Raw genomic sequence first — 25670 nt, 5'->3', positions numbered from 1 at the left:
TCCGTTGTGTGCTTATGAAAATGTCTGGGTGCGGCGATGGTCAGCGGCGTCGCTGTCGCGTGCTGTGCTCTTCGTAGGCACGGCTGAATTCACGCCCGAACAGGTCCTGGAAATCTTCCTGGGCCTCGCGGGAAATATTGCTGTAGAGCTCGGTGAACTGCTGCCAGTACTGGGCCTGCCGCGAGCCATTGAAAATGCTCGACAGCCCACCGGGCTTGCCCATGCGCTCTTCCAACTGCGCCGGTTCGAAGCGCGCCAGCAAATGCTTGATAGCGGCTTCCACCCCGGCCATCACGGCCAATTGATGGGCACGCAAATCATCAAAACTGTCGCGCACCGCCACGTCCGGCGCCATGAACGCCTGGTTGCCGTGGCGTAACAGCAACAGCAGGGCTTCATCGACATTGGGGGCGAATTTCAGCGGGTTGTTTTCCACCGGCTGGATCATCGTCTGCTGGATGCGGAACTCGCCCTTGAGGCTGCTGCGGGCGCGCAAGACATCGATCAGGCCCTCGACCATCAACCGATAACTGCGACCGATGCTTTCCATCTGCGCCTCGGCCTGGGCCTTGTCCAAGCGCAACTGGTCCAGCCCGGCACCGCGCAGGAAGGCTTGCAGCAGGTCGGGTTGCGAGGCCTCGACCGGGCTGGCCGCAGGTTCGACGCGAGCGACCGGTGCTTCGCGCAAGGGCGTCGGTTCGGTCGGTGCAGTGACTTCAGCGACCGGCATGTGGGGAACGGGCGTCGGTATTGGCTCAATCACCGGCGGCACTACCGGCAGTGGCGGCGCAACTACCGGCGGCGGCGTGATAGGCATAGGCGCAACGGCCACGGGCGCAGGCTGGTCGCTGAAAGGGTCCCAATCGTCCGGAATCACCGAGGCCGATGGCGGTATCACCGGCTCGGCCACTGGCGGCGGGCTCGGACGGGGAATCGGCGTCGGTGGGCGGAAATCGTGTTGCTCGGCTGGAACATGATCAGGCTGGGTGGCCGGCGGGACGCTGGTCGGGGTCAGGAAATCGAACAGGTCCGGCAGGGTATCCATGGCCGAAGCACCTTGGAAATGTGCCGGCGAGGCCACTTGAATCGGCGCGGGTGAAACCGGGGTTGCGCCCTGGCGCCCCATCAACGCCTCGAAACTGCTGGGCGATTCGGCGAACGGGTTGCTGTCGGTGACCGGCAGGCTGAAATCGACACGCGCCTGGATTTCATAATCGCCGATGCGGATCACTTCGCCATCTTGCAGCGGTTCGCTGTTGCCTTTGCGAAGGCGAATACCGGCCTTGACCAATTCCACACCGTTAGTGCTGTTATCGGTCAAGTAATAGCGCCCGTCCTTGTATTGGATAACGCAATGTTTGCCGGAAACCAGACGTTCGGGGTCCGGTAGTACCCAGTCATTATCGGAATTGCGGCCAATTGCCATCACCCCCTGATCCATGGACTTTTCAGAACACTGGCCTGGGGTAATCTTGTGATAACTAGTGATAGTCAAACACAGCGGCATCTTGCCTCCTTGCTGAATACTTCGCGCGCGGGCGGGTGCAGCGGGATTCAAGCCCCTACCACCCACTCACAACCTTGCCGACAGCCCTGGAACGGCTTTTTGCCAGCATGATTGCTGATCATAACCGGCTTGCGTGACAAAAACCCCACGTCTGTTGCTGCTTCGACCTACGGGTCGGGCAGGCTGTTAAGCCCATCACAACTGTTACATGGCGGATACAATGGCGAAATAGCTTACCTTGACAAGCGATAAGTACTACACCAAAAATGCACAACTTCTTGAATATACATGATGGCACTTTAAGATCATTGCGAGTCTGAAGCGCCATTACCGTCAAGGAAACATGTGAAGTTTCATTCGGAACTTACGTGTGAACTGCCCGACTTATTTCAGCGGGTGATAGGGAGATCGATCCAAGTGGATGTGCCTTTGCTGCTCGCCGCCGTTTCCGCGACTTCGCCGTGCGGTGAAGACCTGGAATATGACGCGGATTTCTTGCGTCTGGAACGTGACTCCCGAGGCCAGCCCGAGCGCAGCATGGGCGACTCGATCTTGCCGGCCGAACCTCCTGAATGGCGCAGCATCCAGCAACAGAGCCTGGATTTGCTGCAACGCAGCAAAGACCTGCGCATCACCCATTTCCTGTTGCAGAGTTCCCTGGCCCTTGAGGGCATTCCGGGCCTTGCCCGCTCGCTGACACTGATCAGCGAATTGCTCAAGCAATACTGGGCCGACCTGCATCCGCGCCTGGACGCCGATGACGACAACGACCCCACCGTGCGCATCAATGCCCTCGCCGGCCTGACGTCCGATGTCACCATTCGCCTGCTGCGCGAAAGCATCCTGGCCCGTTCGCGAACCTTCGGCAGCGTCAGCCTGCGCGCCGCCGCCAACGCCAGCGGCCTGCAAAGTTTCGCCGATGAAAGCCTGGGGGCCGAACAGCTCGCCGGCGCCTTGATCGACAGCGATCCCGAGCAGTTGGAAATCACCCGCGCCGCCCTCTTGGAAGCTCGCAGCGCCGCCGAAGCCATCGAGCAGCAGGTCAGCGACCAGGTCGGTTCCGCCCAGGGCGTGGACCTCGGCCCGCTGAAGCAGCCACTCAAGATGGCCTTGCAGATCCTTGGCCAGTTCGCCCCGCAGAGCGGCGACAGCGAGCTGCCCGATGCCACCGGCGATGACGCCACCGCGCCGGTTGAATACGCCACCGCGCAGAGCATGCCGCGCAACACCGGCCCGAGCGGCAGCGCAGAGATCAACAATCGCGATGACGTGCAGCGCAGCCTGGAACGTATTCTCGCTTACTACAGCCGTCACGAGCCCTCCAGCCCGCTACCGGTGCTGCTGAACCGGGCCAAGGCTCTGGTCAACGCCGACTTTGCAACCATCGTGCGCAACCTGATTCCAGACGGCATGAGTCAATTTGAAAACCTGCGCGGCCCAGACAGCGAATAAAAAGCGAGCGGATCACGCAGTCACGTCACCGGCACCCCCGATGACGCCAACACCGTCGCTCAAGCGACCAGGAGCAGCAACGTGGCGAAGCAAAGTTCTCAGAAATTCATCGCGCGCAACCGCGCGCCTCGAGTGCAGATCGAGTACGACGTCGAGCTCTACGGCGCCGAGAAAAAGGTCCAGCTGCCCTTCGTCATGGGCGTGATGGCCGACCTCGCCGGCAAGCCCGCCGAGCCTCTGGCACCGGTGGCCGATCGCAAGTTCCTCGAGATCGACGTCGATAACTTCGACTCGCGCCTCAAGGCCATGCAGCCGCGCGTAGCGTTCCATGTACCCAACGAACTGACCGGCGAAGGCAACCTGAGCCTGGACCTGACGTTCGAAAGCATGGACGACTTCAGCCCAGCGGCCGTGGCCCGCAAGGTCGACTCGCTGAACAAGTTGCTCGAAGCGCGTACCCAATTGGCCAACCTGCTGACCTACATGGACGGCAAGACCGGTGCCGAAGAAATCATCATGAAGGCGATCAAGGACCCAGCGCTGTTGCAGGCCCTGGCGAGCGCGCCGAAGCCAGCACAGGACCAATGATCATGACTGACAATACAGCCCGCGAAGGCGCGCAGAACCTGGGCGCCACTGAAGAAACCAGTGAGTTCGCGTCCCTGCTGCTGCAAGAATTCAAGCCCAAGACCGAGCGTGCCCGCGAAGCCGTCGAGACCGCCGTGCGCACCTTGGCCGAGCAGGCACTGGCGCAGACTGACCTGGTGTCCAACGACGCCATCAAGTCGATCGAATCGATCATCGCCGCCATCGACGCCAAGCTCACCGCCCAGGTCAACCAGGTGATCCATCACCCGGACTTCCAGCAGTTGGAAAGCGCCTGGCGTGGCCTGCACTACCTGGTCAACAACACCGAGACCGATGAGCAGCTCAAGATCCGCGTGCTCAACATCTCCAAGCCGGACCTGCACAAGACCCTGAAGAAATTCAAGGGCACCGCGTGGGACCAGAGCCCGCTCTTCAAGAAGATGTACGAAGAAGAATACGGCCAGTTCGGCGGCGAACCTTACGGCTGCCTGGTAGGCGACTACTACTTCGACCAGTCGCCACCGGACGTGGAACTGCTGGGCGAACTGTCGAAAGTCTGCGCGGCCATGCACGCCCCGTTCATCGCAGCGGCATCGCCGACCGTGATGGGCATGGGCTCGTGGCAGGAACTGTCGAACCCACGCGACCTGACCAAGATCTTCACCACCCCGGAATACGCCGGCTGGCGTTCGCTGCGTGAGTCGGAAGATTCGCGCTACATCGGCCTGACCATGCCACGCTTCCTGGCGCGCCTGCCGTATGGCGCCAAGACCGACCCGGTGGAAGCCTTCGCCTTCGAAGAAAACACCGACGGCGCCGACAGCTCCAAGTACACCTGGGCCAACGCCGCCTACGCGATGGCGGTGAACATCAACCGTTCGTTCAAACACTTCGGCTGGTGCTCGCGCATCCGTGGCGTGGAGTCGGGCGGCGAAGTGGAAAACCTGCCGGCCCACACGTTCCCTACCGATGATGGTGGCGTGGACATGAAGTGCCCGACCGAAATCGCCATTTCGGATCGCCGTGAAGCGGAACTGGCCAAGAACGGTTTCATGCCGCTGCTGCACAAGAAGAACACCGACTTCGCTGCCTTCATCGGCGCCCAGTCGCTGCAGAAGCCGGCCGAATACGACGACCCGGACGCCACCGCCAACGCCAACCTGGCCGCGCGCCTGCCGTACCTGTTCGCCACCTGCCGTTTCGCTCATTACCTGAAGTGCATCGTGCGCGACAAGATCGGTTCCTTCAAAGAGAAGGACGAGATGCAGCGCTGGTTGCAGGACTGGATCCTCAACTACGTCGACGGTGATCCGGCGCACTCCACCGAGACCACCAAGGCCCAGCATCCATTGGCAGCGGCCGAAGTGATCGTCGAAGAAGTCGAAGGCAACCCGGGGTACTACAACTCCAAGTTCTACCTGCGCCCGCACTATCAGCTCGAAGGGCTGACCGTATCGCTGCGCCTGGTATCGAAACTGCCGTCGGCCAAGGGCGCATAAACAGAGGTTTTGTTGGAGAGGGCTCGCTCCTGTGTGGGAGCGGGCTTGCTCGCGAATACGGTCGATCAGCCAACATTGATGTCGACTGACCCGACGCATTCGCGAGCAAGCCCGCTCCCACAGGTTCTGTGTCCTGACCGACATTCAAATAGATTTCGCAAGGTCAGCGTCAACCAAACAATGTGGTTAGAAACCACACAGGGAGAAAACATGGCTGTTGATATTTTCATCAAGATCGGCGACATCAAGGGCGAGTCCATGGACAAGGCCCACAAGGACGAGATCGACGTCCTGAACTGGAGCTGGGGCATGTCCCAGTCCGGCAACATGCACGTGGGCAGCGGCGGTGGTGCGGGCAAGGTCAACGTCCAGGACCTGTCGTTGACCAAATACGTCGACAAGGCGTCGCCGAACCTGATGATGCACTGCGCCAGCGGCAAGCACATCGACAAGGTCAAGCTGACCGTGCGCAAGGCCGGCGGTGAAAGCCAGGTCGAGTACATGATCATCAACCTGGAAGAAGTGCTGGTCACGTCCCTGAGCACCGGCGGCTCGGGCAGCGATGATCGCCTGACCGAAAACGTCACCCTGAACTTCGCCAAGGTGCTGGTGGACTACCAGCCACAGAAAGCCGACGGCACCAAGGAAGGCGGCCCGGTCAAGTTCGGCTGGAACATCCGTCAGAACATCAAGGTGTAATCGAACACGCCCCCGGTGCCACGCGCCGGGGGTGTTTGGTGCTTGCTCGAATCCAATTCTTTACAGCGCGGTATCTGAGTCATGGCCAAGCCTTCGTTTATCAATCTGTGGAACAGCTACCCGCCCTACCCGTCCGCCAATCCGGCCTGCGATGGTCCTTACATCAACCAGTGTGCCATCCGGATGAGCATCGCCTTGTGCGGGGAAAAGACCCTGCCGGTCAATTCATCGACTTATACGCTGGATCCTCGGTGCGCCCATGGGCATGCCCGCGGGGCGGAGTCATTGGCAAATTGGTTATGGAAGAAGAACCGCCTCGGTCCGCCGAAAATCTATACCAACAGCGTGACAGACCGCACGGCGCTGCTGGGCAAGACTGGAATCATTTTTTTCAAAGACTGCTACCAGCAAAGTAGCGACACTGCCGGCCGCCCTACCGGCGACCATATCGACCTGTGGAATCGCGGTTTGACCAAAAGCGGCGACCTGTTCTCGCGCTCAAAAGCCATTTGGTTCTGGGAGCTTGTGTGATGCGCAGTCCCTTGTTCTTTTCAGCGCTGACAGCAAGCCTCGTCAGCCTGAGTGCATGCGCCGGACAAGACACAGCCGCCACGGCGGCGCCGACCCAGGCGATGTTCGTCGGGCAGCCGATGAGCCTGACCAACGATCAAGGTCGCTGCACGCTTGTCAAACCTGACCAGAGCCGGCTGCCGCTCGATATGGAATGGCCTTGCCAGTTCAGCTTGGGTCCGGACAAGCAATTGCGAGTGGAGATCTTCAACCAGGTTCCGATCTTCGCCGTTGAACGCAGCGAACACATGCCCGCGCCCAGCCGCGACTGTCTGACCAAACTCCAGGCGGTGCGCCAGATAGAGGGAACAATGGAAGTCGCGGAGGTCAGTCAGTTCGCCGCCTGCGGGCCTAGCCACTGGGACCAGAAAATGTACGTAGCGCCATTCACGTGGTAACCGAAATCGCTGCCCGCGATCGCCTGCAACCGTCCCTGCTGGACCGGTTGACCGACGACGATCCAACCAATCCCAAGGAAAGCGCCGACAAACGCGTGCTATCCCTGACCCAATTGAAAGCCTCGGTGCTGCGCGACTTGGCGTGGCTGCTCAACACCACGTCGTTGCTGGGCGCCGATGCCACGCTGCACACCCCTGCCGGTACGTCGGTGGTGAATTTCGGCCTGCCGGCGCTGGCCGGCAACAGTGCGTCGAACATCGACGTCTCAGCCCTCGAAACGCTGATTCACCAGGCCATCGCCACGTTCGAACCGCGGATCCTGCGCCACACCCTGCGCGTGCGAGCGAGGGCCACGGCCGAAATGAACCACAACGCCTTGAGTTTCGAGATCGAAGGCGATCTCTGGGCCCAGCCCGTGCCGCTGCGCCTGATGCTGCAAACCGACCTGGACCTGGAGTCCGGGCACGTGCGCGTGGTCAACGCCGACCAGCGGAGGCGTCCATGAACCCGCGCCTGCTGGAGCTGTACAACCAGGAATTGCACCATGTGCGCGAAAGCGCGGCGGAGTTCGCCAAGGAATACCCGAAGATCGCCAGTCGGCTGACGTTGTCCGGCATGGACTGCGCCGACCCCTACGTCGAGCGATTACTGGAAGGCTTTGCCTATTTGACGGCGCGGGTGCAGCTCAAGCTCGACGCCGAATACCCGACCTTCACCCACAACCTGCTGGAAATAGCCTACCCGCATTACCTGGCACCGACGCCGTCGATGACCGTGGTGCAAATGCAGGCCGATCCCGATGAAGGCTCGCTGAGCAGTGGCTTCCCGCTGCCCCGCGACACCGTCCTGCGCGCCGCGCTGGGCCGAGAAACCCAGACCTGCTGCGAGTACCGCACCGCGCATGCGGTGACGTTGTGGCCGTTGCAGGTCAGCCAGGCCGAGTACTTCGGCAACCCGTCCGCCGTGCTCGGGCGCCTGGCCGCCAGCGAACCGAAAGCCAAGGCCGGGCTGCGCATCACACTGCGCACCGGCGCCGAGCTGCCGTTCAACAGCCTGGCCCTGGACAATCTGCCGCTGTACTTGAGCGGCGCCGACGAGCAACCCTTCCGCCTCTACGAACAATTGCTGGGCAATACCTGCGCAGTGTTTGCCCGCAAGCCCGGCGGCGGTTGGGTGGAACGGTTGCCGCAGGATGCGTTGCGCTCGCGCGGTTTCGATGATGCCGACGCCGCGCTGCCGGTGGTGCCACGGGCCTTCCAGGGCTATCGCCTGTTGCAGGAATACTTCGCCCTGCCCCACCGCTTCCTGTTCGTCGACTTCACCCAGCTGAGCCGCGCGGTCAAGCGTTGCGACGGCCAGGAGCTGGAACTGATCGTACTGTTCGACCGCCACGAGCCCAGCCTCGAAGGCAGCGTCGGTGCTTCGCAATTCCTGCCGTTCTGCACCCCGGCCATCAACCTGTTTCCCAAGCGCCTCGATCGCATTCACCTGTCGGAACGGGTCAACGAACACCACGTGATCGCCGACCGTACCCGGCCGATGGATTTCGAAGTGCATTCGCTCAGCGGCCTCACCGGCCACGGCACGGGGCCGGAGCAACCGTTCCTGCCGTTCTATGCCGTGCGCGATCCCTCCCGCTATGGCCGCGACCAGGCCTATTACACCGTACGCCGCGAGCCACGCGTGCTGTCCAGCGACCAGCGCCGCAACGGCCCGCGCTCGACCTACATCGGCAGCGAAACCTTCGTCAGCCTGGTCGACAGCCAGCAGGCGCCCTATCGCCATGACTTGCGCCAACTCGGCGTGACGGCGCTGTGCACCAACCGCGACCTGCCGCTGTTCATGAGCGTGGGCAACGGCAAGACCGATTTCACTTTGGCCGACAGTGCCCCGGTCGGCGCGGTGCGCTGCGTGGCCGGGCCGAGTCGCCCGCGTGCCAGCCACGCCCACGATGCCAAGGCCTGGCGGCTGATCAGCCAGTTGTCGCTGAACTATCTGTCGTTGAGCGAACAAGGCCAGGGCGCCGCCGCCCTGCGGGAACTGCTGCGCCTGTACGGCGACAGCAACGATGCGGCGCTGCAATTGCAGATCGAAGGCCTGCGCGACGTCAGCAGCAAGGCCTGCACCCGACGCTTGCCGATGCCCGGCCCGATCGTGTTCGGGCGTGGCCTGGAAATCACCCTGGAATTCGATGAAAACGCGTTTCGCGGCACCGGGGTGTTCCTGCTCGGCGCGGTGTTCGAACGCTTCCTGGCACGCTACGTGTCGATCAACAGTTTTACCGAGACGGTGATCCGTACCACCGAACGCGGCGAGATCATGCGATGGAAAGCCAAGCCCGGACGTCGTCCGACCCTGTAAGTACCCTGGACGCGATGCACCAGGAACCCTGGGAATACGATTTTTTCCAGGCGTTGCGGCGCATCGAGTGCGAATTTCCCGCCCTGCCGCGCCTGGGCCATTCCTTGCGCCTGGCCGATGACCCGCTGCGTCTTGGGCAACAGGCCGAGTGCACATTCGCCCCATCAACCCTGGCCTCGGTGCAGCCGGGCGGCGACGGCACACCGGCGCGCCTGGAGCAGTTCTTCTTCGGCCTCGGCGGCCCCAACGGCCCGATGCCGCTGCACATCACCGAATACGTGCGCGAACGCCAGCGCAACAACGCCGACAGCACCAGCAAACGCTTTCTCGATGTGTTCCACCACCGCCTGCTCAGCCTGTTCTACCGGGCCTGGGCCGAAGCGCGGCCGACGATCAGCCATGACCGCCCGGACGATGACTACTGGTCGGCACGCCTGGCCGCCCTCAGCGGTCGAGGCATGCCGAGCCTGCTCAAGCAGGGGTTGATTCCCGACACGGCGAAGCTGCACTACAGCGGTCACCTGTCGGCGCAAACCCGCTACCCGGACGGTTTGAAAGCCATCCTCGGTGAATATTTCGGGCTGCCGGTGGAGATCGAAGAATACGTCGGCCAATGGCTGGAACTGCCGGAACGCAGCCGCGTCGGTGTCAGTGCTCATCAGCTGGGCATGGACTTCTGCCTGGGCCGCTACGTGTGGGATCGCCAGCATAAATTCCGCATTCGCCTGGGGCCGCTCAAGCTCGTCGACTACATGGGCATGCTGCCCGGCAGCCAACCGTTCAACGAGCTGGTGGCCTGGGTCGCCGAATATCTTGGCCACGAACTGGACTGGGACCTGAACCTGGTCCTGGAGCAGCCCGAGGTCCCGGCGCTACAACTCAATGGTCGTTTCCGCCTGGGTTTCAACACCTGGCTGGGACGTCCCGAAACAGATGCCAACGATCTAATACTGGCCCGGCATTATGCCGAACAGGCCAACACCTCACAGACCTCAAGGAACCATGAGCATGGGTGAAATCAGTCGCGCCGCGTTGTTCGGCAAACTCAACAGCGTGGCCTACAAAGCCATCGAAGCCGCCACCGTGTTCTGCAAGTTGCGCGGTAACCCTTATGTGGAACTGGCCCACTGGTTTCATCAGCTGTTGCAACTGCAGGACTCGGACCTGCACCGCATCATCCGCCAATTCAACATCGAGCCGGCACGCCTGGCCCGCGACCTGACCGAAGCCCTGGACCGTTTGCCACGGGGGTCGACCTCGATCACCGACTTGTCGTCCCACGTGGAAGAAGCGGTTGAACGCGGCTGGGTCTACGGCAGCCTGATGTTCGGCGAAAGCCAGGTGCGCACCGGTTATCTGGTGCTGGGCATTCTCAAGACGCCAAGCCTGCGCCACGCGCTGCTGGGGCTGTCGTCGGAGTTCGACAAGGTCAAGGCAGAAGCCTTGAGCGAGCGTTTTGACGAATACGTCGGCGATTCCCCGGAGAACGCCCTGACCGCCAGCGACGGTTTCAATGCCGGCGCCGTGCCGGGCGAAGCCAGCGGCGCCATGGCCCCCAGCGCCATGGGCAAACAGGAAGCCCTCAAGCGCTTTACCGTCGACCTCACCGAACAAGCCCGCAGCGGCAAGCTCGACCCGATCGTCGGGCGCGACGAAGAGATCCGCCAATTGGTGGACATCCTCATGCGCCGTCGGCAGAACAACCCGATCCTCACCGGTGAAGCCGGCGTGGGCAAGACGGCGGTGGTCGAAGGCTTTGCCCTGCGCATCGTCGCCGGCGACGTGCCACCGGCCCTCAAGGACGTCGAATTGCGCAGCCTAGACGTTGGCCTGTTGCAGGCCGGCGCGAGCATGAAAGGCGAATTCGAACAGCGCCTGCGCCAGGTCATCGAGGACGTCCAGGCCTCGCCGAAACCGATCATCCTGTTCATCGACGAAGCCCACACCCTGGTGGGGGCCGGTGGCGCAGCCGGTACGGGCGACGCCGCCAACCTGCTCAAGCCAGCCCTGGCCCGCGGTACCTTGCGCACCGTGGCCGCCACGACTTGGGCCGAGTACAAGAAGCACATCGAGAAAGACCCGGCCCTGACCCGTCGCTTCCAGGTGGTACAAGTGGCCGAGCCGTCGGAAGACAAGGCTTTGCTGATGATGCGCGGCGTGGCCTCGACCATGGAAAAACACCACCAGGTGCAGATCCTCGACGAAGCCCTGGAAGCCTCGGTCAAGTTGTCCCATCGCTACATCCCCGCGCGCCAGCTGCCGGACAAATCCGTGAGCCTGCTGGACACCGCCTGTGCCCGCGTCGCCATCAGCCTGCACGCCGTGCCGGCCGAAGTGGACGACAGCCGTCGCCGCATCGAAGCGCTGGAAACCGAGCTGCAAATCATCGCCCGCGAGCATGCGATTGGTGTCGCCATCGGCACCCGCCAGACCCAGACCGAAGGCCTGCTGAGCGCCGAGCGCGAGCGCCTGGCCGAGCTGGAAAGCCGCTGGGCCGAAGAAAAAACCCTGGTGGACGAATTGCTTGAAACCCGCGCCACCCTGCGCGAGCGCGTCGGCGTGGTGGACAGCGAAGACGGCAGCGAAACCAGTCATGACCTGCGCGAGAAATTGGTGGACTTGCAACAGCGCCTGACCACCCTGCAAGGCGAAACCCCGCTGATGTTGCCGACGGTGGATTACCAGGCCGTGGCCTCGGTGGTCGCCGACTGGACCGGTATCCCGGTGGGTCGCATGGCCCGCAACGAGCTGGAAACCGTGCTCAACCTCGACCAGCACCTGAAGAAACGCATCATCGGCCAGGACCATGCCCTGCAGATGATCGCCAAGCGCATCCAGACCTCCCGCGCCGGCCTCGACAACCCGAGCAAGCCGATTGGTGTGTTCATGCTCGCCGGCACCTCCGGCGTGGGCAAGACCGAAACCGCCCTGGCCCTGGCCGAAGCCATGTACGGCGGCGAGCAGAACGTCATCACCATCAACATGAGCGAGTTCCAGGAAGCCCACACCGTGTCCACCCTCAAGGGTGCGCCACCGGGTTACATCGGCTATGGCGAAGGCGGCGTGTTGACCGAAGCCGTGCGGCGCAAACCGTACAGCGTGGTGCTGCTGGACGAGGTGGAAAAAGCCCACCCGGACGTGCATGAAATCTTCTTCCAGGTGTTCGACAAAGGCGTGATGGAAGACGGCGAAGGCCGGGTGATCGACTTCAAGAACACCTTGATCCTGCTGACCACCAACGCCGGCACCGAGCTGATTGCCCAAGTCTGCAAAGACCCGCAGAACGTGCCCGAGCCCGAGGAAATCGCCAAGGCCTTGCGCCAGCCGCTACTGGAGATTTTCCCGCCGGCCCTGCTCGGCCGCCTGGTGACGATCCCGTACTACCCGCTCAGCGACGAGATGCTCAAGGCCATCACCCGCCTGCAACTCAACCGCATCAAGAAGCGCGTGGAGAGCACCCACAAGGTCGCCTTCGACTACGACGACGCGGTGATCGACCTGATCGTCTCGCGCTGCACCGAGACTGAAAGCGGCGGCCGCATGATCGACACCATCCTGACCAACAGCCTGCTGCCGGACATGAGCCGCGAGTTCCTGACCCGCATGCTCGAAGGCAAGGCCCTGGCCGGCGTGCGGATCAGCGCTGTGGATAACGAATTGCAGTACGACTTCAGCGACGCGGCCTGACACCGAAGGAACACCGCATAACCCTGTGGGAGCGGGCTTGCTCGCGAATGCAATCTGTCAGTGCCATTGATGTCGCCTGACACACCGCCTTCGCGAGCAAGCCCGCTCCCACAGTTGTTCCGGTGTCGTCAGGCGATCAGCGGCGCAGCCATTACAACGATGAGATAGACGATGTTATTCAACCAAGCCACACGCCTCGCCAAGATCACCAGCCCCCTGGGGCCCGAGGTGCTGTTGCTCAAGGACATGGGCGGCGGTGAAGAGCTGGGGCGGCTGTTCAACTATGAGTTGCAGTTGCACTCGCTGGACAACGCCATCGATCTCAACCAATTGCTTGGCAAACCCATGTGCGTGAGCCTGCAACTGGACGGCGGTGGCGAGCGCTATTTCCATGGCATCGTCGCGCGCTGCAGCCAGAACGTCGACCAAGGCCAGTTCGCCAGTTACCAGGCGACGTTGCGCCCCTGGTTCTGGTTGCTGACCCGCACCTCCGACTGCCGGATTTTCCAGAACCTGACCATCCCACAGATCATCAAGCAAGTGTTCCGCGACCTGGGTTTCTCCGACTTCGAAGACGCCCTGAGCCACCCTTATCGCGAGTGGGAATACTGCGTGCAGTACCGCGAGACGAGCTTTGATTTCGTCAGTCGGTTGATGGAGCAGGAAGGCATTTATTACTTCTTCCGCCATGAGCAAGGTCGTCATGTGCTGGTGCTGGCCGATGCTTACGGCGCACACACCACGGCGCCCGGCTACGGCTCGGTGCCCTACTACCCGAAGAACGAGCAGCAGCGCGAGCGTGACCACATCCACGATTGGCACCTGGCCCAGGAAGTCCAGCCCGGCTCCCTGGAGCTCAACGACTACGATTTCCAGCGACCCAGTGCACGTATCGATGTCCGCGCGGCGATGCCTCGTCCACACACTGCTGGCGACTACCCGCTGTACGACTATCCCGGCACCTACGTGCAGAGCCAGGATGGCGAACACTACGCCCGCACCCGCATCGAAGCCTTGCAGACCCAGCACGAACAGGTCGAGCTGGCCGGCAACGCCCGCGGCCTGGGTTCGGGGCATCTGTTCAGCCTCACCGGCTTCACCCGCCAGGACCAGAATCGCGAATACCTGATCGTCGGCGCCCGCTATTACATTTCCCAGGAAAGCGGCGAAACCAGCGGCGGCGCGCCTTCGGCACAGTTCGAAAGCAGCCTGACCTGCATCGCCGCCCAGCAAAGCTACCGACCAATGCCCATCACCCATCGCCCCATCGTCAAAGGGCCGCAAACTGCCTTGGTGGTCGGACCGAAGGGCGAGGAAATCTGGACCGATCAATTCGGCCGGGTGAAGGTGCATTTCTATTGGGACCGCCATGACCAGTCCAATGAGAACAGCTCATGCTGGATTCGTGTGTCCCAGGCTTGGGCCGGCAAGAATTGGGGAAGCGTGCAGATCCCACGCATTGGTCAAGAGGTGATCGTCAGCTTCCTCGAAGGTGATCCCGACAGACCCATCGTCACCGGCCGCGTCTACAACGCCGAGCAAACCGTACCGTATGCATTGCCCGCCAATGCCACCCAGAGCGGCACCAAAAGCCGCTCAAGCAAGGGCGGCACGCCAGCGAATTTCAACGAAATCCGTATGGAAGACAAGAAAGGCGCCGAGCAGCTGTACATCCATGCCGAGCGTAACCAGGACATCGTGGTCGAGGTGGATGAAAGCCATTCGGTGGGCCACGATCGCAACAAGAGCATCGGCCACAACGAGACGGTACGCATTGGCCAGGATCGCCTGCGCGCCGTGCAGCGCAACGACGCATTGGTCGTCGGTGGGACCAAGAGCGACAGCATCAGCACCCAATACCTCGTGGAGGCGGGTTCGCAGATCCGACTGGTGTGTGGCCAAAGCGTGCTGGAATTCAACGCCAGTGGCGAGATCAACATCTCGGGCACCGCGTTCAATATCTACGCCAGCGGCAACGGCAACATCGATACCGGCGGCCGTTTGGACCTCAACTCCGGCGGCGCAAGCGCGGTGGACCCGAAGGGCAAAGGTATCAAGGGCGTGATTGATGCGGCGGTGAAGGCGTTGTTTCCGGCAAAAGCCAAGGGCTGATTGTGGTCAGAGGTTGGGCGGCACGAAGTCAGGGCCGCCCAGCTTATCCCGGACCACAAGGGCGGTCCGCATCAGCGGCCCCCATAGACCGTTCTGGCTGTTCCAGCTACCACCCGCCCAACGCGTATCCTGGACCAGCTCGGCCTTATTGATTTCAAGCTGCCGCTGAAGGGCCAGCGCCACGCCCCCCATATCGACCCCGAACAGGTCGGCATAGAGCCCCTCGGGTTGTGCCTGCTTTTTGCTCAGGCAAAACCGGTAGTACCAGACCCACACCGCTGCCACATAAATCGCCCGGTTACGATCAGGGTAGGTCGCAAGAATCTTGAGCAAAGCCGCGACGAAGCGCGCGGAAAACTGCGGGTCACGCGTCTGTTGCCAGTAACGCAGCACCAGCAAATCAAACGCTGCGACAATGTTCTGCGGTTCTTCGTTATCGTTCTGGGCTTCTTGGAAGTAGAACGGCTCGCCGACCAGGAATTTATCCAACTCGTCATTGGCCAGGGCCAGCAGCAATACGTTGTCCAAGGTGGTTCTCATAAAACTGCCGATACATCCGGTCCTTTGAACACGGCGTCACCTCCTTGCCCTTCGACTGTCAGATGGCTGTGCCGCGATTCGCTCCTGGCCGGACTATCAGCAGCTCGTCCAGTTCGTGCTTTCTGCAACGCGCCACAAACGGCAGCGCCGCATCCGGGTCACACCTGAACAGGTCAAAGGTTTTCCGATCGATTTCATAGTATTCCTCGTAATCGACCATGCTATTGCTGACCGGTATGGAGACATAAAATCGACCCGAGACCTGTTCGATCCCCAGGCAGAATCTGTGCTCCTGGTGGACCAAAGCATCCTGAAACTTCACTCGTTCGTAAGCAGGTATTGGCCAGGCTGAGTCCACGAGACCCGCAGATATTTACCGCTCAACAATTGCTCGTCACGAAGATATTCGAACACTTCGGAGGGACACCATTCCTTGCCCGCCGAAAAGGCTACGCCCAGTGAACGTAGCCCATCGAATACGTCAGCCTTCTGCTTGTTGCCCGCGACCTGCAGAACGTAGACATCTTTCTCGGTAGCGTTCGAAAACCCCATGGACCGCAGCGGCGAGTCCAGCGCGCTATCAACGACTCGAACTCGAATCAAGTCACCGTCCGCTTTCTCCACGTATGCCTTGAGCACGTCATTAGTCACTAACAAATACCTCGGTTAAAGTTTTGATGCCGGCCGCATCTTTTGTAGGAATCGACTCGACTACCATTTCCGGTGCCCCGCCCGGCAGGTGTTTGCCTGGGCCTAGGAAGTACTGGTTTCCTTCCATCGGGCTTCTTGGCATGCGTCCCACAACATCATCGACCTGCCTGATCTTGAAGCCGCCTTTCAAAGCATCTTTTTCCAAGCCAAAAGCTCGCTCCATTTCAGCAGCCTTTTTACCACTGATGGTTATTTTGGAACGACCCGAGAAATTTCCAATGACATCGGTGATACCTTTTTTATCAGAAACGAAAGTGCCGGCCCGACCAATCGTAGGATAGGTGTCCCACGCCGTCGGGCTAACGTTGAACCCTATATTGTCCTTGAGCATCTGCTCTTGACGCTGACGAGCCAAGAGCGTCCGCTCGGCTGCGCTCATGGGTTTGCGCGCCAGCTTCGGCCCGGCACCGAGCAGGGCCATCCCAGCGACGCCTTGGAATAAGTCGCGATACCCTGGGCCGAGACGATCACCCAGGTCTCCCAGTAGCTCCATGCCGACATACAGCGCACCACCGACGGCCAGGGCGCCGAAGAAAGCAGCGGCGCCGGCGAAGGCCGCAAGCATTAAAGCCCCGCCAGCCGCCAACAACCCCAACGCTTCCAACCCGGTATGCATCCACCCTTCAAGATCCAGGACAAACGCCACCGACACCGTCGGCCCACCAATAAACGTATTGGGGCTGCCGGTCTTGATATGAGCACCGCAGACCATTTTGCTGTGCAGGCGCGCCGCCGGTTTGCCGTTGATGAATACCGTGGCGCTGCCTTCGGCGATCAGCACCGGAAAGGGCCAGATCGGATGATTCATTGGCAGGCCGGTGCAGGAAGATGACGTATCTTCTCCCGCTCGCATGGCATTGCGGCTGTTGATATAGACGTTGAAGCTGCCCATTATCAACGCCCCCGTGGTGGGCTCGGGCAGGTTGAAGATGGTGGAGAGGCCCTTGACGATCTGGAACATCGACAAGCCGCCGGCAGCAATCGAGCCCGCCATGATCGCCAGCGCCACACCGCCCGTGGCCACAGTCGCGGCGACGACCGCGGCACCGATCAAAGCGCCGGCCACGGCACCGGCGACCATCGCGGCCAACCCGAACCCGTGGGCTATTTCGTCACCCAGACGTGCTGCTGCCTGTGCATCCATTGCGTTGCATCTACCTGACTGATCTATAGGGCTGCTCAGTGGGACGGATCGATGCTCAGGCGATCGGAGGCAGGGGCTTGAATGAATGCATCGCTACCTTCCAGGCCTGCTCGTGATAAGCGAAGTCGGTCGGGGTGGTGGTCAATGTGGTGATCACTACAGAGGGCTTATGCTCGATGAACACTTGGCGCAGCATCAAATCGCGCCCCTCGCGTTGCCAGGTGTAATCGAGCAACGTGGCGGTATGCCCTTGCAGCACGGTGTCCCAGCGTTGAACCAGTTTGAAGCCCGGCAATTGCTGCTCCGCGCTTTTGAGTTGGCGGTCTACGTATTCGGCAAAGGGAGCGTCGCCCTGGCTGGCATCGCGACTGATCACGAAACTCGCTTCTTTAGCGGGACCGACTGCCGGCAGCTTGAAAATATTGATGCTCTGGTCCTGCCAGGTATCGGGGATTTCGAGATCGGCTTCTTGAATGCGGTAGGAGGTCACGGTAATCGCTTTCCATAGACAGGGGGGTGGCGCGCGAAGGAACGAATATTCAAGTAATGCCTGGGAACAATCAAGAACCTGATTCCTCTCCCTCCAGTAACAAACTACATTATGCGATCAGCGTCACCACTCTGCGATCGCGCGCTTGTGCGCGAGCGTTTTAGGGGCGCGGTCTCTTGATCTTCAAAGTCGAAAGTCTGCAATCTTGCGCAGCGTCGAATGGACTGCGGCAGCCATTAAGGACAACCGATGTTATTCAATCAAGCCTCACGCCTGGCCAAGATCACCAGCCCGCTGGGACCCGAGGTGCTGTTGCTCAAGGACATGGGCGGCGGTGAAGAGCTGGGGCGGCTGTTCAACTATGAGTTGCAGTTGCACTCGCTGGACAACGCCATCGATCTCAACCAATTGCTTGGCAAGCCCATGTGCGTGAGCCTGCAACTGGACGGCGGTGGCGAGCGTTACTTCCATGGCATCGTCGCCCGCTGCAGCCAGAACGTTGACCAGGGCCAGTTCGCCAGTTACCAGGCGACGTTGCGCCCCTGGTTCTGGTTGCTGACCCGCACCTCCGACTGCCGGATTTTCCAGAACCTGACCATCCCACAGATCATCAAGCAAGTGTTCCGCGACCTGGGTTTCTCCGATTTCGAAGACGCCCTGAGCCACCCTTATCGCGAGTGGGAATACTGCGTGCAGTACCGCGAGACGAGCTTTGATTTCGTCAGTCGGTTGATGGAGCAGGAAGGCATTTATTACTTCTTCCGCCATGAGCAAGGTCGTCATGTGCTGGTGCTGGCCGATGCTTACGGCGCGCACACCACGGCGCCCGGCTACGGCTCGGTGCCCTACTACCCGAAGAACGAGCAGCAGCGCGAGCGTGACCACATCCACGATTGGCACCTGGCCCAGGAAGTCCAGCCAGGGTCCTTGGAGCTCAACGACTACGATTTCCAGCGACCCAGCGCACGTATCGATGTCCGCGCGGCGATGCCTCGTCCACACACTGCTGGCGACTACCCGCTGTACGACTATCCCGGCACCTACGTGCAGAGCCAGGATGGCGAACACTACGCCCGCACCCGCATCGAAGCCTTGCAGACCCAGCACGAACAGGTCGAGCTGGCCGGCAACGCCCGCGGCCTGGGTTCGGGGCATCTGTTCAGCCTCACCGGCTTCACCCGCCAGGACCAGAATCGCGAATACCTGATCGTCGGCGCACGCTATTACATTTCCCAAGAAAGCGGCGAAACCAGCGGCGGCGCGCCTTCGGCACAGTTCGAAAGCAGCCTGACCTGCATCGCCGCCCAGCAAAGCTACCGACCAATGCCCATCACCCATCGCCCCATCGTCAAAGGGCCGCAAACTGCCTTGGTGGTCGGACCGAAGGGCGAGGAAATCTGGACCGATCAATTCGGCCGGGTGAAGGTGCATTTCTATTGGGACCGCCATGACCAGTCCAATGAGAACAGCTCATGCTGGATTCGTGTGTCGCAATCCTGGGCCGGGAAAAACTGGGGTTCGATGCAGATTCCGCGTATCGGCCAGGAAGTCATCGTCAGCTTCCTTGAAGGCGACCCGGACCGGCCGATCATCACTGGCCGCGTCTACAACGCCGAACAGACCGTGCCCTATGACCTGCCCGCCAACGCGACTCAAAGCGGCATGAAAAGCCGTTCGAGCAAGGGCGGTACGCCGGCGAACTTCAACGAAATCCGCATGGAAGACAAGAAAGGCGCTGAGCAGCTGTACATCCATGCCGAGCGCAACCAGGACATCGTGGTCGAGGTGGATGAAAGCCATTCGGTGGGCCACGACCGCAACAAGAGCATCGGCCACAACGAGACGGTGACCATCGGCAACAACCGCCTGCGTATCGTCAAGCAGGAAGATATTCTCTCGGTGGGCCAGCGCAAGACCGACAGCATCAGCCAGAGCTACGTCATTGAAGTGGGCGAGAACCTGCGCCTGGTGTGCGGCGAAAGCATCCTGGAGCTCAACGCCAGCGGCCAGATCAACCTGAGCGGCGTGCAAATCAGCTTCTACGCCAGCGGCGATGCCGAGTTCAACACCGGCGGCGTGCTGCACTTGAACAACGGCGGCGGCCCCGGCGCCACGCCAGACGGCCAAGGCGTCAAGGGCAGCATCGATGCCAACATCAAAGCCGCGTTCCCGTCGCCCAAGGGCTAACCTCGAGATTTATGCGCCATGACTTACCGCCTCAATGAGTTTCAGTTCCAACTGCCGGAAAGCGAATTGCTGGACGCGACGATCAACATCCTCAAGTTCCCCGAACTGGGCACTTCACTTATCGTCAGCCGCAGCTTGCTGGCTGAAGGCGAGACGTTGCAAAGCAACCTCGACGACCAGCTCAAGCGCCTGGAAAAGCAGGTCCAGCAATTGCGTTGCCAACCCGGCGCCACCGTGCGCGTGGGGGCCAACCAGGAAGTCGAAGCCATCGAGCTGCGCAGCCAGTTCAACAAGGGCAACGAAAAGGTCTTCCAATTCCAGCTGGCCCTGGTCCTGCCCGGCACTCGCAAGATGCTTGCCCTGAGCTACGTGAAAGCGGAAAAACTCGGCGAGGCCGAGGCTGCGCATTGGGCGACGATCAAGGGCTCGCTGGTGTTTGACGCTCCGGCGTGATAGTCGCCTTGATGTCTGACGCGCTAAGCCACTCCTCGGTAACCCGGCCAACAGCAACTTGCCGCCCAAAATCTTTACTTATACGCCGAAAAATAATATTTCTAGCGAAACTACTGAGGAAATACTTTATGTTCTCTGTCCAGCAAAATCATGAAAAATGCGGAATGTGATTGAAAACCATGCACACGCATTTTTTGGCTGACACGCAACTCAATTAAATTAATTTCAGGGGAAAGATTGGCTAGGACTTTTCTCACATGGGAGCCGCCAGCATTCATTTCTTCAACCTTATACGGGGTATAACCTAAACCCGCTTTGTTTTCGCCTTTACCTCCAGTTTTATACACGCTGTCCCACGTGTGATTACCTAGGGTCGTCAAAAAATTTGAAAACTGGCCAAGCTCCTCTTTTGTCCACGCAGAAAAGCACTCCCAATCCTTCTGGAAATACTTTAATACCACATAGGGTTTTTTATTTAGCGAACCTTCACGTGCTCCATCTTTCTTGAATGCGGGGAGGTCAAAGATTTTTTTCTCCAGCTCTGTCGTAGCCGCTGCTCCCCTTTCGATCGCTCTTGCTTCCTCATTTACTTTATTCTTCGGAACCTTGGCCATTATATTTCTGCCGCATACTTTGTTCTGAAAAAATCAAGGATTTCGGTTTTGGGCATAACGGTTTCGCAACGTTCCTCAGCGCTTAAGTTACCTCTGGCTTTAATCCACGGCGCGTCGTTATGAGTCATATCCTCAAGTGTTTTGGCAGGAAGATCGGAGTAGGCCTCAAACACCTGAATCAAGATATCTTCAATCTCAGAGGAAACGACTGGTATTTTTTGATCTTCTGGGGCCGGGAGTGGATTCCAACCATATTGTTTAAGTGCATGAAATACTTCAGGAACTACCGGCCCATGAGCCCAAGCTTGTATTTGCTCGGAAAACAGCTCCTTACCCGTCAGCGTTTGAGTCCATGCTTCCGCATAGTAAAGAAGCTTTTGAACTTTCAAATGAGTGACGAGATCCCCCGACTCTGCACACTTCGCTATAAACCAATTCGCTATATCCATAGCTTTATGTAGCGCCATAAATCGTCCTCCTATTTTTGGCGGATACTCTCACTTTTTCCAAGCCCAGTCAACTCATAAATTATTTCTTAAATGCAAGTTACATATACTTAAACACATCGATTAGATGCCAAACTAAAAATGCACTTGAAAACGCCTCATATATCCAACAATGCTTTCCAAGCACCAGCACTATTTTAACCAGCTAATTTCTTGGACACCGTAACAATATAGATCCGCGAATATATTTAGGCCGCTAGATATCGGGCGGCATTAAGTAATATTCCCCGACCTGGCGGTCAATCATCAAGCGTAGAGGCAGCGTTACATTATCTGTGGACACTCATTGGATCGCGGCCAAAGAAAAAGGGCTTCAGAACCTGGTCCTGAAGCCCTTTTCATTGTCCGATTGAAACCGCGAATCAGCTGACCCGCGCCTTGCGCACCCCATCGGCGAGGGCGGCGCACAAGCTCAACACCCCATCAATGGCCTGTTCCGGGGTATCGGCGCTGGCGATGTGGTCGATCAGCGCCGAGCCGACCACCACGCCGTCGGCCAACCGGGCAATCGCAGCAGCCTGCTCCGGCGTGCGGATGCCGAAGCCGATGCTGATCGGCAGATCGGTGTGGCGACGCAAGCGCGCCACAGCCTCTTCAACGTGCTCCAGCGTCGCGGCGCCGGCACCGGTGACCCCGGCCACCGACACGTAATACACAAAGCCGGAACTGCCATTGAGCACGGTGGGCAGCCGCACGTCATCAGTCGTGGGCGTGGTCAGGCGGATGAAATCAAGGCCAGCAGCCTGGGCCGGTTCGCACAGCTCGCTGTTGTGCTCAGGCGGCATGTCCACGACGATCAGGCCATCAACGCCGGAGTCCAGCGCCTCGCCAATGAAACGCTGCACGCCATAGCGGTGGATCGGGTTGAAGTACCCCATCAGCACCAGCGGCGTCTGGGTGTTGTCTTTGCGGAACTCGCGAACCATCTGCAGGGTTTTCGCCAGGTTCTGCTGGCTTCCCAGGGCACGGATGTTGGCCAACTGGATCGCCGGGCCGTCGGCCATCGGGTCGGTGAACGGCATGCCCAATTCGATCACGTCGGCACCGGCCGCCGGGAGGCCTTTGAGAATCGCCAGCGAGGTGTCGTAGTTCGGGTCACCGGCCGTGACGAAGGTCACCAAGGCGGCGCGGTTCTGTTCCTTGAGTTCGGCAAAACGGGTTTGCAGGCGGCTCATCAGTGTTTCTCCTGCTGGGACTGTTCCATGTGGTGCATCACGGTTTGCATGTCTTTGTCGCCACGGCCGGACAGGTTGACCACCATCAGGTGGTCTTTGGGCAGGTTGGGAGCACGCTTGAATACTTCCGCCAGGGCATGGGCACTTTCCAATGCAGGAATGATCCCCTCCAGGCGACAGCATTTATGGAAGGCTTCCAGGGCTTCGGCGTCGGTGACCGAGGTGTACTGGACGCGACCAATGTCGTGCAACCAGGCGTGTTCGGGGCCGATCCCCGGGTAGTCGAGGCCTGCGGAAATCGAATGAGCGTCGATGATCTGGCCGTCGTCATCCTGCAGCAGGAACGTGCGGTTGCCGTGCAGTACACCCGGGACGCCGCCGTTCAGGCTCGCCGCGTGCTTGCCGGTCTCGATGCCGTAGCCGGCGGCTTCGACGCCGATGATCTCGACGCTCTTGTCGTCCAGGAACGGGTGGAACAGGCCCATGGCGTTGGAACCACCGCCGATGCACGCCACCAGGCTGTCGGGCAGGCGCCCTTCCTGGGCTTGCAGTTGGTCGCGGGTTTCCTTGCCGATCACAGCTTGGAAGTCGCGCACCATGGCCGGGTAAGGATGCGGGCCCGCCACGGTGCCGATCAGGTAGAAGGTGCTGTCGACGTTGGTCACCCAGTCACGCAGGGCTTCGTTCATGGCGTCTTTCAGGGTGCCGGTGCCGGCGACGACCGGGATCACCTCAGCGCCGAGCAACTTCATGCGGAACACGTTGGCCTGCTGGCGCTCGATGTCGGTGGTGCCCATGTAGATCACGCAATCCAGGCCGAAACGTGCGGCCACGGTGGCGGTGGCCACGCCGTGCATGCCGGCGCCGGTCTCGGCGATGATGCGTTTCTTGCCCATGCGCCGGGCCAGCAGGATCTGGCCGATGCAGTTGTTGATCTTGTGGGCGCCGGTGTGGTTCAGCTCTTCGCGCTTGAGATAGATCTTGGCGCCGCCGCAGTATTCGGTCAGGCGTTCGGCATAGTAGAGGGGGCTCGGGCGACCGACGTAGTCACGCTGGAAGTAGGCCAGTTCCTCGATGAAGGCAGGATCCTGCTTCGCCACTTCGTATTCGCGGGCCAGGTCGAGGATCAGCGGCATCAAGGTTTCGGCCACATAGCGGCCGCCGAAGGCACCGAACAGGCCATTGGCATCGGGACCACTGCGCAGATTGAATGGGGTCGTAGGCTGGGTCATCGGGGGCTCCAGGCGAATGCGAAGAAAGACAATGAGGGCCACTCTACCCCTGACATCCCCTGGTGAAAACCGATAAGATCGCCACAACCTGTCAGGAAAACTCACAGATACCATGAGCCACGACCTGCCCCCGCTCAATGCCCTGCGCGCCTTTGAGGCCACCGCCCGCCTGAATAGCGTAAGCCAGGCGGCCGAACAGCTACACGTCACCCATGGCGCGGTCAGCCGACAATTGAAAGCGTTGGAAGAACACTTGGCCGTCAGCCTGTTCATCAAGGACGGCCGCGGCCTGAAACTCACAGATGCGGGCATGCGTCTGCGCGACGCCAGCACCGATGCGTTCGAGCGGTTACGCACTGTTTGCGCGGAACTGACCCAGAGCACGGTGGATGCGCCATTCGTGCTGGGCTGCTCGGGAAGCCTGCTGGCGCGCTGGTTCATCCCCCGCCTGGGCAGGCTCAACGCCGATCTGCCGGATTTACGCTTGCACCTGTCCGCTGGCGAAGGCGACCTGGACCCCAGGCGGCCAGGGCTGGATGCCTTGTTGGTATTCGCCGAGCCGCCCTGGCCGGCCGACATGCAGGTCTACGAGCTGGCGAGCGAGCGAATCGGCCCGGTGATGAGCCCGCACTATGCTGGCTTCCACCGTTTGCAAACCGCACCGGCCAGCGCGCTCCTGGACGAGCCTTTGTTGCACACCACTTCTCGCCCCCAGGCCTGGCCGACCTGGGCACGGCAAAACGCCCTGGAACCTCAAGCAATGAAGTTCGGGCAAGGATTCGAGCATTTGTATTATTTGCTGGAAGCCGCCGTAGCGGGATTGGGTGTGGCGATCGCCCCCGAACCACTGGTGGCCGAGGACGTCAGCGCCGGTCGCCTGGTCGCGCCGTGGGGCTTTGGTGAAACCCCGGCACGATTGGCGTTGTGGTTACCCAAGCGCGCCGCGGATGGGCGCGCCCGGCAGTTGGCCCAATGGCTCAGGCATGAGCTGGGCCAACCCGCTCAATCACCGCGCTTGCACAGCAAGTAAGCGGCCAGCAAGCCCAGTGCCCCTACCGCCACGCCAGCCGCAGTCCAAGGGTGCTCCTGCGCGTAATCGCGGGTGGCGAGACCGGTTTCGCGGGTTTTAACCTTGACTTCCTCATAGGCGTCGCTGAGCAGATGACGAGAATGTTTCAAGGCACTTTCAGCGTTCGCCTTGAGCGACTTGAGGGTCTTGCGCGACTCGTCCGATGCGTCGTCCTTCAGGCTTTCCAACGACTTGAGCAGACTTTCGATCTCCGCTTCCATGCTTTGCAACGAGGCTTTGCGTAACGAAGTGCTGGCCATGGTGGCTCTCTCCTGCAGTGGTTGAGTACGTGTGTGAATTGGGACTCCAGCCGTTTCCTAAAGTGCAGTAAATCTGAACTTTCAAGGCGTAAACGGCGACACACGTAAGGCGAAAAATCGCTGCTAGGCTGTTATGACAACCTAAAAGGAGAACGTCATGAGTGATCATCACACGTACAAAAAAGTCGAACTGGTCGGCTCGTCTCCCACCAGTATTGAAGATGCCATCAACAATGCTTTGGCCGAGGCCAGCAAAAGCCTCAAGCACCTGGAATGGTTCGAAGTCACGGAAACCCGCGGCCACATCGAAAATGGCCGGGCCGCACACTTTCAGGTCACCATCAAGGTCGGGTTCCGCATCGCCAATAGCTAAGCGCAGTGAACTTGCACGCTGGCGGAGTGCCATAGGAATGGC

General features: G+C 60.4%; 26 protein-coding genes. 15 read left to right on the top strand and 11 right to left on the bottom strand.

Going from position 1 to position 25670, the window contains the following annotated elements:
* Positions 1-40: 40 nt before the first annotated feature.
* Positions 41-1507 carry a type VI secretion system-associated FHA domain protein TagH gene (gene tagH, locus AD663_RS00750; protein ID WP_053213096.1) on the bottom strand — a complete coding sequence of 489 codons (1467 nt, stop codon included), beginning with the start codon at positions 1505-1507 and terminating at the stop codon, positions 41-43.
* A 417-nt stretch (positions 1508-1924) separates the two neighbouring features.
* Between tagH and tssA the strand changes: the two genes are divergently transcribed.
* From tssA to AD663_RS00695, 11 genes are all read left to right on the top strand, one after another.
* Positions 1925-2959, top strand: coding sequence for a type VI secretion system protein TssA (gene tssA, locus AD663_RS00745; protein ID WP_053213095.1), 1035 nt, complete (start codon positions 1925-1927; stop codon positions 2957-2959).
* An 81-nt stretch (positions 2960-3040) separates the two neighbouring features.
* Positions 3041-3547: a type VI secretion system contractile sheath small subunit gene (gene tssB, locus AD663_RS00740; RefSeq protein ID WP_003177230.1), complete on the top strand. Its 507-nt coding sequence runs from the start codon at positions 3041-3043 to the stop codon at positions 3545-3547.
* 2 nt (positions 3548-3549) lie between these two features.
* Positions 3550-5046: a type VI secretion system contractile sheath large subunit gene (tssC, locus tag AD663_RS00735; protein WP_003177229.1), complete on the top strand. Its 1497-nt coding sequence runs from the start codon at positions 3550-3552 to the stop codon at positions 5044-5046.
* A gap of 210 nt (positions 5047-5256) precedes the next feature.
* Entirely contained in the window at positions 5257-5745 is a 489-nt protein-coding gene (locus tag AD663_RS00730) for a type VI secretion system tube protein Hcp (protein ID WP_003177228.1), read from the top strand.
* Between the two features lie 81 nt (positions 5746-5826).
* On the top strand, positions 5827-6276 hold the full coding sequence (locus AD663_RS00725) for a type VI secretion system amidase effector protein Tae4 (protein WP_003177227.1): 450 nt from the start codon (positions 5827-5829) through the stop codon (positions 6274-6276).
* On the top strand, positions 6276-6713 hold the full coding sequence (locus AD663_RS00720; RefSeq protein WP_003177226.1) for a hypothetical protein: 438 nt from the start codon (positions 6276-6278) through the stop codon (positions 6711-6713). The genes AD663_RS00725 and AD663_RS00720 overlap by 1 nt, the downstream gene beginning before the upstream one ends.
* Complete coding sequence (gene tssE / locus AD663_RS00715; RefSeq protein WP_003177225.1) at positions 6707-7219, top strand: type VI secretion system baseplate subunit TssE; 513 nt, start codon at positions 6707-6709, stop codon at positions 7217-7219. The genes AD663_RS00720 and tssE overlap by 7 nt, the downstream gene beginning before the upstream one ends.
* Positions 7216-9075, top strand: coding sequence for a type VI secretion system baseplate subunit TssF (gene tssF / locus AD663_RS00710; RefSeq protein WP_053213094.1), 1860 nt, complete (start codon positions 7216-7218; stop codon positions 9073-9075). Before tssE ends, tssF begins: the two co-directional genes overlap by 4 nt.
* Positions 9039-10091 (top strand): type VI secretion system baseplate subunit TssG, encoded by a 1053-nt coding sequence (gene tssG, locus AD663_RS00705; protein ID WP_053213093.1) that lies wholly within the window; start codon positions 9039-9041, stop codon positions 10089-10091. Before tssF ends, tssG begins: the two co-directional genes overlap by 37 nt.
* Entirely contained in the window at positions 10084-12762 is a 2679-nt protein-coding gene (gene tssH, locus AD663_RS00700) for a type VI secretion system ATPase TssH (protein ID WP_053213092.1), read from the top strand. Before tssG ends, tssH begins: the two co-directional genes overlap by 8 nt.
* 171 nt (positions 12763-12933) lie before the next feature.
* Positions 12934-14874: a type VI secretion system tip protein VgrG gene (locus AD663_RS00695; RefSeq protein WP_053213091.1), complete on the top strand. Its 1941-nt coding sequence runs from the start codon at positions 12934-12936 to the stop codon at positions 14872-14874.
* Between the two features lie 6 nt (positions 14875-14880).
* On the opposite strand, the gene AD663_RS00690 is transcribed toward AD663_RS00695, so the two are convergent.
* From AD663_RS00690 to AD663_RS00670, 5 genes are read right to left on the bottom strand one after another with little or no spacing between them, the layout of a single operon-like run.
* Positions 14881-15414 (bottom strand): hypothetical protein, encoded by a 534-nt coding sequence (locus tag AD663_RS00690; protein WP_033045871.1) that lies wholly within the window; start codon positions 15412-15414, stop codon positions 14881-14883.
* 58 nt (positions 15415-15472) lie between these two features.
* Positions 15473-15736: a hypothetical protein gene (locus AD663_RS00685; protein ID WP_053213090.1), complete on the bottom strand. Its 264-nt coding sequence runs from the start codon at positions 15734-15736 to the stop codon at positions 15473-15475.
* Positions 15733-16065 carry a hypothetical protein gene (locus AD663_RS00680; RefSeq protein WP_053213089.1) on the bottom strand — a complete coding sequence of 111 codons (333 nt, stop codon included), beginning with the start codon at positions 16063-16065 and terminating at the stop codon, positions 15733-15735. The genes AD663_RS00685 and AD663_RS00680 overlap by 4 nt, the downstream gene beginning before the upstream one ends.
* Positions 16058-17269, bottom strand: a complete 1212-nt coding sequence (locus AD663_RS29495) for a PAAR domain-containing protein (RefSeq protein ID WP_003177217.1) — start codon at positions 17267-17269, stop codon at positions 16058-16060. Before AD663_RS29495 ends, AD663_RS00680 begins: the two co-directional genes overlap by 8 nt.
* 55 nt (positions 17270-17324) lie before the next feature.
* Positions 17325-17759 carry a DUF1795 domain-containing protein gene (locus AD663_RS00670; protein WP_053213088.1) on the bottom strand — a complete coding sequence of 145 codons (435 nt, stop codon included), beginning with the start codon at positions 17757-17759 and terminating at the stop codon, positions 17325-17327.
* 249 nt (positions 17760-18008) lie between these two features.
* Here AD663_RS00670 and tssI point away from each other — a divergent pair, with 249 nt between their 5' ends.
* Together tssI and AD663_RS00660 are read left to right on the top strand one after the other, a co-directional pair.
* Positions 18009-19946, top strand: coding sequence for a type VI secretion system tip protein TssI/VgrG (gene tssI, locus AD663_RS00665; RefSeq protein WP_053213087.1), 1938 nt, complete (start codon positions 18009-18011; stop codon positions 19944-19946).
* Positions 19947-19964: 18 nt separating this feature from the next.
* Entirely contained in the window at positions 19965-20399 is a 435-nt protein-coding gene (locus tag AD663_RS00660) for a DcrB-related protein (protein ID WP_003177214.1), read from the top strand.
* Positions 20400-20509: 110 nt separating this feature from the next.
* Here AD663_RS00660 and AD663_RS00655 read toward each other — a convergent pair whose 3' ends face one another.
* The 4 genes from AD663_RS00655 to trpB form a co-directional block, all read right to left on the bottom strand.
* Positions 20510-21013: a hypothetical protein gene (locus AD663_RS00655; protein WP_033045869.1), complete on the bottom strand. Its 504-nt coding sequence runs from the start codon at positions 21011-21013 to the stop codon at positions 20510-20512.
* On the bottom strand, positions 21013-21480 hold the full coding sequence (locus tag AD663_RS00650; protein ID WP_033045868.1) for a Panacea domain-containing protein: 468 nt from the start codon (positions 21478-21480) through the stop codon (positions 21013-21015). The genes AD663_RS00655 and AD663_RS00650 overlap by 1 nt, the downstream gene beginning before the upstream one ends.
* 401 nt (positions 21481-21881) lie before the next feature.
* Positions 21882-22694 carry a tryptophan synthase subunit alpha gene (gene trpA, locus AD663_RS00645; protein WP_053213086.1) on the bottom strand — a complete coding sequence of 271 codons (813 nt, stop codon included), beginning with the start codon at positions 22692-22694 and terminating at the stop codon, positions 21882-21884.
* Entirely contained in the window at positions 22694-23926 is a 1233-nt protein-coding gene (trpB, locus tag AD663_RS00640; protein ID WP_003177212.1) for a tryptophan synthase subunit beta, read from the bottom strand. The genes trpA and trpB overlap by 1 nt, the downstream gene beginning before the upstream one ends.
* Positions 23927-24038: 112 nt before the next feature.
* Here trpB and AD663_RS00635 point away from each other — a divergent pair, with 112 nt between their 5' ends.
* On the top strand, positions 24039-24956 hold the full coding sequence (locus AD663_RS00635) for a LysR family transcriptional regulator (RefSeq protein ID WP_003177211.1): 918 nt from the start codon (positions 24039-24041) through the stop codon (positions 24954-24956).
* On the opposite strand, the gene AD663_RS00630 is transcribed toward AD663_RS00635, so the two are convergent.
* Positions 24929-25255, bottom strand: coding sequence for a YqjD family protein (locus AD663_RS00630; RefSeq protein WP_003177210.1), 327 nt, complete (start codon positions 25253-25255; stop codon positions 24929-24931). The two genes, AD663_RS00635 and AD663_RS00630, sit on opposite strands and share 28 nt — an antisense overlap.
* Positions 25256-25412: 157 nt before the next feature.
* Between AD663_RS00630 and AD663_RS00625 the strand changes: the two genes are divergently transcribed.
* Positions 25413-25628 carry a dodecin gene (locus AD663_RS00625; protein ID WP_003177209.1) on the top strand — a complete coding sequence of 72 codons (216 nt, stop codon included), beginning with the start codon at positions 25413-25415 and terminating at the stop codon, positions 25626-25628.
* Positions 25629-25670 lie beyond the last annotated feature (42 nt).

Source organism: Pseudomonas sp. Q12-87 (genome assembly GCF_001269755.1).
Classification (GTDB): domain Bacteria; phylum Pseudomonadota; class Gammaproteobacteria; order Pseudomonadales; family Pseudomonadaceae; genus Aquipseudomonas; species Aquipseudomonas fluorescens_S.
This window is presented reverse-complemented; position numbering and strand designations above follow the sequence as displayed.